The sequence below is a fragment of the Herbaspirillum sp. B65 genome (assembly GCF_000333555.1).
GTDB lineage: Bacteria > Pseudomonadota > Gammaproteobacteria > Burkholderiales > Burkholderiaceae_D > Herbaspirillum > Herbaspirillum rubrisubalbicans.
This window is the reverse complement of the sequence record NZ_BADI01000511.1, coordinates 1-7,970: the sequence shown is the minus strand read 5'-3', so window position 1 is coordinate 7,970 and position 7,970 is coordinate 1. Positions and strand designations below refer to the sequence as shown.

7 protein-coding genes and 2 pseudogenes are annotated in these 7,970 nt (G+C 64.8%); 2 read left to right on the top strand and 7 right to left on the bottom strand.

Annotation, left to right across the window (positions count from 1 at the left end):
- Positions 1–51 precede the first annotated feature (51 nt).
- Positions 52–381: pseudogene (locus I5W_RS29765) on the top strand (LysR family transcriptional regulator); the annotation flags it as partial.
- Positions 382–1,048: 667 nt separating this feature from the next.
- On the opposite strand, the pseudogene I5W_RS33340 reads toward I5W_RS29765, so the two are convergent.
- The 6 genes and pseudogenes from I5W_RS33340 to I5W_RS12375 all read right to left on the bottom strand — a co-directional run.
- Positions 1,049–1,552 (bottom strand): annotated as a pseudogene (locus tag I5W_RS33340) (TonB-dependent receptor plug domain-containing protein); the annotation flags it as partial.
- A gap of 250 nt (positions 1,553–1,802) precedes the next feature.
- Positions 1,803–3,701 (bottom strand): family 2A encapsulin nanocompartment cargo protein cysteine desulfurase, encoded by a 1,899-nt coding sequence (locus I5W_RS12395; protein ID WP_044529450.1) that lies wholly within the window; start codon positions 3,699–3,701, stop codon positions 1,803–1,805.
- A 12-nt stretch (positions 3,702–3,713) separates the two neighbouring features.
- Positions 3,714–4,646, bottom strand: a complete 933-nt coding sequence (locus I5W_RS12390; RefSeq protein WP_044529449.1) for a family 2A encapsulin nanocompartment shell protein — start codon at positions 4,644–4,646, stop codon at positions 3,714–3,716.
- Between the two features lie 74 nt (positions 4,647–4,720).
- Complete coding sequence (locus tag I5W_RS12385; RefSeq protein ID WP_044529451.1) at positions 4,721–5,038, bottom strand: helix-turn-helix domain-containing protein; 318 nt, start codon at positions 5,036–5,038, stop codon at positions 4,721–4,723.
- 11 nt (positions 5,039–5,049) lie between these two features.
- A complete protein-coding gene (gene epsC / locus I5W_RS12380) occupies positions 5,050–5,976 on the bottom strand; it encodes a serine O-acetyltransferase EpsC (RefSeq protein ID WP_044529448.1) in 927 nt (308 codons plus the stop codon).
- 66 nt (positions 5,977–6,042) lie between these two features.
- Positions 6,043–6,549, bottom strand: coding sequence for a rhodanese-like domain-containing protein (locus I5W_RS12375; protein WP_017453405.1), 507 nt, complete (start codon positions 6,547–6,549; stop codon positions 6,043–6,045).
- A 313-nt stretch (positions 6,550–6,862) separates the two neighbouring features.
- Here I5W_RS12375 and I5W_RS12370 point away from each other — a divergent pair, with 313 nt between their 5' ends.
- Positions 6,863–7,162 carry a hypothetical protein gene (locus I5W_RS12370; protein WP_017453404.1) on the top strand — a complete coding sequence of 100 codons (300 nt, stop codon included), beginning with the start codon at positions 6,863–6,865 and terminating at the stop codon, positions 7,160–7,162.
- Positions 7,163–7,193: 31 nt separating this feature from the next.
- Here I5W_RS12370 and I5W_RS12365 read toward each other — a convergent pair.
- Positions 7,194–7,970 (bottom strand): putative bifunctional diguanylate cyclase/phosphodiesterase (locus tag I5W_RS12365; RefSeq protein ID WP_044529447.1); only part of this gene is annotated, 777 nt, incomplete at its 5' end.

Below are 7,970 nucleotides of genomic sequence, written 5' to 3'. Positions count from 1 at the left end.
CTTCTTTCAGTTTTACCGTTAGGGTGCCGACCACCCTGCAAGGATGCTGCGATGGCTTTCTCCAGTGACAACGTCAAGGTCTTCCTGGCCGTGCTCGACAGCGGCTCCTTCTCGGCCGCTGCGCGCCAGTTGGGGCGAGTGCCCTCATCGGTGAGCATGACCATCAGCCAGCTCGAAGCGGAGCTGGACCTGCAATTGTTCGACCGTACCGCGCGCGACGCCCGCCCCACCGAACTGGCGCGCGCGCTGGAGCCGGATGCGCGCCTGCTGGCCAGCACCCTGCGCCAGCTCGATGCCCACGCGCTGGCCATGCACCAGGGGCTGGAGCGCAAGCTGACGCTGGCCATCGCACCGGAGTTGCTCTCGGTGCCCTGGGCCAGGGGTGGAAATCCACGCCCATCAAGACCTTGTGCTTGAGCGCGCCGGTGCTGAAGTCGGCCTGCAACTGGTTGTCGGTGGTGAATGTGTCGGAGTCGCTGCCCAGGCGCCAGCGCTGCAGCGCTGCCGTGGCCGATTGCGTGGCCGGGTAGAAGGCGGCGAAGCGCATCGTGTTGCGCTCGCCGTTGTAGTCGGTATAGCGCAGGTTCTGGCGGAAGCTCCAGACCTCGTTGAACTGGTGCGAGAACTGCGAAGACAGCGACCAGTTCTCGTAGTGCTCGTTGTTGTCGGCGCTGCGGCCCACGGCGGTGCTGGTGGGAATTTGACCATTGGGATTGGCGCTGACCGTGCCGCTGGCCGGGAACAGGTTATTGGCCAGACCATCGCTGCGCTGGTATTCGAACCGTCCGGTCCACTCGGTCGCTGCCGAGGGGTGCCAGGTAATGGCTGGTGCCAGGAACACACGCCGATCCACCGTGCCATCGACCTGGGTGCCGGCATCGCGCGCCAGGCCGGTGATGCGGTAGGACCACACGCCGGCCTCATCGAGCGCGCCACCGAAGTCGCCGGCCACCTGCTTGCGGTCAAAGCTGCCGACTTGCAGCTGCAATTCGTGCAGGGGGCTGGTGGTCGGTTTCTTGGAGACCACGTTGATCAATCCGCCTGGCGAATTCTGGCCGAACATCACCGAGGCCGGGCCGTGCAGCAGCTCGATGCGCTCCAGGCCATAGGGCTCGGGGGCATAGCGGCTGTAGCTGGCGTTGGACGCGGTGAGCATCCCGTCGCGATAGAAGGAACCGCCATTGTTGAGCGCAAAGCCGCGCAGCAGCGCACCGGTATCGACCACGGCAAAGGCACCAGTGGACACTTGTACGCCGCTGGTATAGCCCAGCGCTTCCGAGACGCTGCGCGCCTGCTGGGCGGCGATCTGGTCGGCGGTCACCACCGAGATCGATTGCGGGATCTCGGTGATCGGGGTATCGGTCTTGGTGGCGGTGGCGCTGCGTTTGGCCACGAAGCCATGCACTGGACCGGTAGCCTGTTCCTGCTGACCGGCGGTGACGGTGACCTGGGGCAGGGCGCTGTCGCTGGTGGTGGTCTGAGTCTGAGCCTGGGCCCAGGCCGGGGCGGAGACCGACAGGCCCAGCAGCGCCAGGCGCAGGGAGCGCACCATCAGGCGCTGGGGCAGGGAAGCCGGGTGGCAGGAGGAAGGCTTGCGCAATGTTCTTGTCATCATGGTCGAGAGCGGTGGTCGCAATGAGGGATCGCCAGCGGTGCTGACGCGGGCCGGATGGTCCGCTCTCTGGATGACGAATGAGAAAGCTTCTTGTTTAGGAAATTCTTTTTGCAGCAATAGGGCCGCCGTTGTTCGGGACAAAAAAACGGCCGCACGAGGCGGCCGTTGCAAGCGTGCTGAAGTGGAATCAACGCCGATGACGCTGGGCCGACAGGCGCCGTACTACCGTCAACAGGCAGTCGATTTCTTCGAAGGTGTTGTAGAAGGCCAGCGAGGGCCGCACCGTGGTTTCCACCCCGAAGCGGCGCAGGATGGGCTGGGCGCAGTGGTGGCCGGTACGCACCGCGATGCCTTCCTGATTGAGCGCCTTGCCGACTTCCTCGGTGCTGTAGCCTTCCAGCACGAAGGACATCACGCTGGCCTTGTGGGCTGCGGTACCGATCAGGCGCAAGCCCTCGATCTCGCCCAGCTTGTGCATCCCGTATTCCAGCAGGGCATGTTCGTAGCTGGCGATGTTGTCGATGCCGATGCGATTGACATAGTCGAGGGCGGCGCCCAGTCCCACGGCATCGGCAATATTGCCGGTGCCGGCTTCGAAGGTATTGGGCAGGGGCTGGAAGATGGTCTTCTCGAAGGTGACATCGGCAATCATGTTGCCGCCGCCTTGCCAGGGCGGCATGTCTTCCAGGACTTCGCGCCGGCCCCAGAGGGCGCCGATGCCGGTCGGGCCGAACACCTTGTGACCGGAAAAGACGAAGAAGTCCGCGCCCAGCGCCTGCACGTCGGTGCGCATGTGCGACACCGATTGCGCCCCATCGACCAGCGTGCGCGCCCCGGCCAGGCGAGCCAGCTCAACGATTTGCTTGGTCGGCGTGACGGTGCCCAGGGCATTGGAGACCTGGGTGACCGCCACGATCTTGGTGCGTTCGTTCAACAGCTTGGCGTATTCATCCAGCAGCACCTGGCCGGAATCATCGACCGGGATCACGCGCAGCTTGGCGCCTTTTTCCGCTGCCAGTTGTTGCCAGGGCACGATGTTGGCGTGGTGCTCCAGGTGCGAGACGATGATTTCATCGCCCGCGCCCACGTGCTTGCCGCCCCAGGACTTGGCCACCAGGTTGATGGCTTCGGTGGTGCCGCGCACGAAGATGACTTCGTTCACATCCGGCGCATTGAGGAAAGAGCGCACCCGTTCGCGTGCACCTTCGTAGGCGTCGGTGGCGCGTGCGGCCAGTTCGTGCGCCGCGCGGTGGATGTTGGAATTCTCGCGGCGATAGAACTCGCTGATGCGGTCGATCACCGCCTGCGGCTTGTGCGTGGTGGCGGCGTTGTCGAACCAGACCAGGGGCCGGCCGTTGACGCGCTCTTGCAGGATGGGGAAGTCGCGCCGCACGGCGTGGACATCGAAGGCCGCCGTCTGCTGTGCGCCAGCCGGCTGGTGCACGGCATGAGGCGCCGGCTTGGCCGGGGTGACGTAGCCGCTGGGCAATTCCACCGCGTGCAGGAAGTAGTACTGCGACGTGCTGGCCGGCACGGCAGGTGCCGCAGCCGGTGCCGCGGTCGGTGCCGTACTGGCGCCGCCACGCGGATGACCATGGCCGTCATCGAGGAAGTAATAGCCTGCTGTCGATGGGGCTGCCGCCGGTGCCGCTGCCACCGCCTGCGGCGCACCGGTCACGGCCCCGCCCAGGCGCGGTTCATAGGCGGGCAGGGCAGCAAAGACCTTGTCCGGCGTGCCGTTGCCGGCCGGTGCGGCCGGTGCCAGCGCTGGCGCCCGGTTACCCAGCGTGAGCACCTGGTGCGGCGAGGAGGGAATCAGGTTCAGGCCCGGCGCCAGCCCTTGCGGAATGGCCGTGCCGGGCACGCCCTGGCTGGTGCCAGCCGGACTGGACAGCGGCGAGGCCGGTGGCGTGAAGTTGGCCGGCGGCTGCGCCCCCGGCACCTGGCCGGGAGACCAGGTCGCAGCGGCGGGCGCGGCGAACAGCTCGTTGGCCAGTCGCGCCAGCAGCGCCGGGTCGAACGGCGCAGCCGACGCGTCCTGGCCGGGCAAGCCGGCGCTGTGGGAAGCGGGAGTGAGGATGCTCACGTTGGCGGCCTCTTATTTGTAGGTGTCGGGATAGTCGTGGTACTTGTTGATCTCGACATCGTCCAGCACCGCCAGGGCATCGGTGGTCAACACGGCCAGCGAGCAATACAGCGAGATCAGGTAGGAGGCGATGGCGTGGTTGTTGATGCCCATGAAGCGCACCGACAGGCCCGGGCTCTGTTCGCCCGGCAGGCCCGGCTGGTACAGGCCGACCACGCCCTGGCGCTTGTCACCCACGCGCAAGAGCAGGATCTTGCTCTTGCCATCGGCCACCGGCACCTTGTCCGAGGGGATCAGCGGCACACCGCGCCAGGTGATGAATTGCGAGCCGAACAGGCTGATGGTCGGCGGCGGCGTGCCGCGGCGCGTGGCTTCGCGACCGAAGGCAGCAATCGCTTGCGGGTGCGCCAGGAAGAAGGCGGGTTCCTTCCATACCTTGGTCAGCAATTCGTCCAGGTCGTCCGGCGTGGGCGCACCGGTCAGCGGGAAGATGCGCTGCTCTTCGGTGACCTGGGCCAGCAGGCCGTAGTCGGGATTGTTGATCAGTTCGCTTTCCTGGTTTTCCTTGATGGTCTCGATGGTCAGACGCAGTTGTTCCTTGATCTGGTCATGCGGGCTGCTGTACAGGTCGGAGACGCGGGTATGCACGTCCAGCACGGTGGAGACGGCATTGAGGAAGTATTCGCGCGGCTGCTCTTCGTAATCCACGAAGGTACGCGGCAACTGGTTTTCTTCCTGGCGGGCGGTGCAGGTGACCTTGATCGATTCCGGGTTCTTGACCTTGTTCAAGCGATAGATGCCGGCTTCGACCGGCACCCATTGCAGCAGGTGCGTGAGCCAGCGCGGGCTGATGGTTTCGAGTTGCGGTGCGGTCTTGGTGGCATTGGCGAGTTGCCGTGCTGCATTATCGCCGAGTGCGGTGGTACCGCCGACAGTTGCGGACATCTGGACTCCGTATGAGAGGGGTTGGGGAATGGGGTAAGTGAACAGCCGCAGTGTCGGGGCTCAGCCCTTGTGGCTCAACATGCTATAGCCATCAACTGCAGGCCGCGCACCAGGTTTTGCTGGTTGATGCGTTCGCCATGGGTGACCAGGGCCGAGGGCGAGAGGGTGAGGGCCGTCGCCAGTTTCTCCACCGTCACCAGCGAGGCAATCGCGGTGCCGCGCTCGATCTCGCCGATGTAGGAACGATTCAGGTTGGAGTTCTCGGCCAGCCTTTCCTGCGACCAGCCGCGCTCGCGCCGCAACTGGCGCACGCCGATGCCAAAGCTCTGTACCAGCGCGCTGGTGAGCGCTTCTTCATCGACCTGCCGGGCAGCCCGGACCGGATTGTGCATGGCCGCCTCGCTCATGCTGCCGCAGCGTTGGCCAGCGACAGCGCATCTTCGCGCGAGGCTGCCTGCGCGATGTAGGCGCCGGCCGGCACGTCATGCGTGAGCCAGACATTGCCGCCGATGACGGCGCCCCGGCCCCAGCGTATGCGTCCGAGGATGGTGGCGCCGGCATAGATCACCACGTCATCCTCGACGATGGGATGACGGGCCCGGCCTTTTTCCAGTTTGCTTTCGGCATCCGTGGGGAAGCGCTTGGCGCCCAGTGTCACGGCCTGGTAGATGCGCACGTTGTTGCCGATGATGGCGGTCTCGCCGATCACCACGCCAGTGCCATGATCGATGAAGAAGCCGGTACCGATCTGCGCGCCGGGATGGATATCGATGCCGGTGGCGCCATGCGCCAGTTCGGCGATGATGCGCGCCAGCAGCGGCAGGCCGAGCTGGTACAGGCGATGCGCCAGGCGGTAATGGATCAAGGCCAGGGTGCCGGGGTAGCACAGCAGCACTTCATCCACGCTGCGTGCGGCCGGGTCGCCCTGGTAGGCGGCCAGGACATCGCTATCGAGCTGGCTGCGGATCTGCGGCAATGAAGCGCCAAAGGCGCGGGTGATGGAGATGGCGTCCTGTTCCAGATCGGGCGTGGGCTGGCCGGCAAGACCTGCGCTGTATTTCAGTTCCAGCCGCACCTGCTCCAGCAGCGCGTGCAGGGCGGCATCGAGGGCGTGGGCGACATGGAAGTTTTCGCTTTCCTGGCGCAGGTCGGGCGGGCCCAGGCGCATCGGGAACAGGACGCCCTTGAGTGCCGTAAGGATGCCTTCGAGGGCAGCGCGCGAGGGGAACTCGCGACCGTTGGAATCATTGTTGCGCCGTTGGGCGACTCGCCAGCCGACACGGGCTTCATGCAGCGACTGGACGATCTGGTGGATATCGAAATTGGCCATGGGACTCTCTTGACTGTTTTTGTTGGGGGCCGCAGGTGGTCATGAAGTCAGCGAATACGAGCGCGGTCAGTCCTGCACCCAGGGCAGGCCGTGGAAGCGCCAGCCATCGGCCTTGCCGCGCTGCTGGTCGGCGTCGAGCTCGCCTTCAAAGCCCTCCAGCACGTTGAAGATACAGCTCAGCCCGGCCTTGGTCGCAGCCTCGGCCGCCGCTACCGAGCGCTTGCCGCTACGGCACAGCAGCAGTGCCGGTACGTCCTTGCCACCGAGCTTGCTTTCCAGTTCGCGCACGAAGCGCGGGTTGCGCGACAGCGAAGTGCCGGTGGCCCAGGCCACATGCAGGCTATCGGGAACGTGGCCGACGAACTTGCGTTCTTCTGCCGTGCGCACGTCCACCAGCACCACCTTGCCGGCGGCTACCAGTTCCCAGGCTTGCTGGGGACCGATACCGCCGGCGTAGGGCAGACCGTCCGCCATCGCTTGGGCGCGGATCTGCGCCAGTTCAGGCGGCAGTTCGCGGGTAATGGCGGGGGACGCTTCAGGGTTCAGGGCGGCAACGGACGACAGGGAAGACATCTCGGGTTCTCCATGGACAAGTGAGGGTGGCGCTACCGGTCTGCCATTTGGTGGCTATAGACGGCAACCGATAAGTTCACTGTAAGACTGGCCGCGGCTTTGGGAACGATAAAACAGAGGCTGAAGAAGAAAAATGCATTTCCGGTGAAAGGGGGCAGGTCCCGGGGGCATTTGTGTTAAACCGGGATGTATGCCTGATTTTTCCCGCGACATGGGAGCCCCGCCTTCTTGTTCCAGTTGAAATCAGGAAACTCCTGATGGCGGCGTTACCTGCCGCGACCTATCTTGGTTTTCACAACAAGGAGGGGAGACCATGTGTACCAATGCCATGAGCATCGCGCGGCGGCACCTGAGCATCATCGTGCGCCTGTGCGACATGTCGGAACAGGAGGCACCGGTGGGCGAACTGGTGCGTGCCACCGTCAAGAATTGCCTGCTGGCTATGCAGGCCACTGGCACCGAGGCCAGCGAGGCGGCCGAGATCATCGAGCAATTGCTGCAGCATGAACTGGCCGCACTGCCGGCCGAGCGCGACAAATGCCGCAAGGTGCTGGAAGCAGCGCACCTGCACGCGGAATACCTGACCGTGGCTCAGCACAAGGCCACGCATTGAGACGATTATCCCGGCACTGCCGGGTGTGGCCTCATCCCACTGCGTCAAACTGCTCCGCAGGAAGTGGGCGTCCGAACAGGTAACCCTGGTAGCGCGTACAGCCCAGCAAGGCCAGGAACTGCTGCTGCTCGCGGGTTTCCACGCCTTCGGCCAGCACTTCCAGCCCCAGCGCATTGGCCAGGGCGATGATGGTCTTGGCGATGGCGACATCGCTGGGCGCGACCAGCAGTTCGCGCACGAAGGATTGGTCGATCTTGATCTGGTCGATGGGCAGGCGCTTGAGCAGCGACAGCGAGGAATAGCCGGTGCCGAAATCATCCAGTGACAGTGCCAGGCCATGACGCTTCAATTCCAGCATCTTCTCGATGGTGGCCTGCACGTCCTCGACCATGGCCGATTCGGTCAACTCCAGCTTGAGATGGCTGGGGTCGGCGCCGGTGGCTTGCAGGGTCGCCAGGATGTGTTGCACGAAGTCGGGCTGGTGCAACTGCACGGCGCTGACATTGACTGCGATCACCACCGGCGTCTTGTGGTCCTGGCGGTTCCAGCGCACCGACTGGCGGCAGGCTTGCTGGAACACCCATTGCCCCAGCGGCAGGATCAGGCCTGAGGCTTCGGCCACCGGGATGAAGATGGCCGGCGAGACGCTGCCGCGAAAGCGACTGTTCCAACGCGCCAACGCTTCTACCCCGATCAGGGTACCGTCCTGGTCGCGCTGCGGCTGGTAGTGCAGCTCGAATTCGCCGTTGTCGATAGCACGGCGCAGGTCGCTTTCCAGACCGGTGCGAAAGTGCAGGGCATATCCATT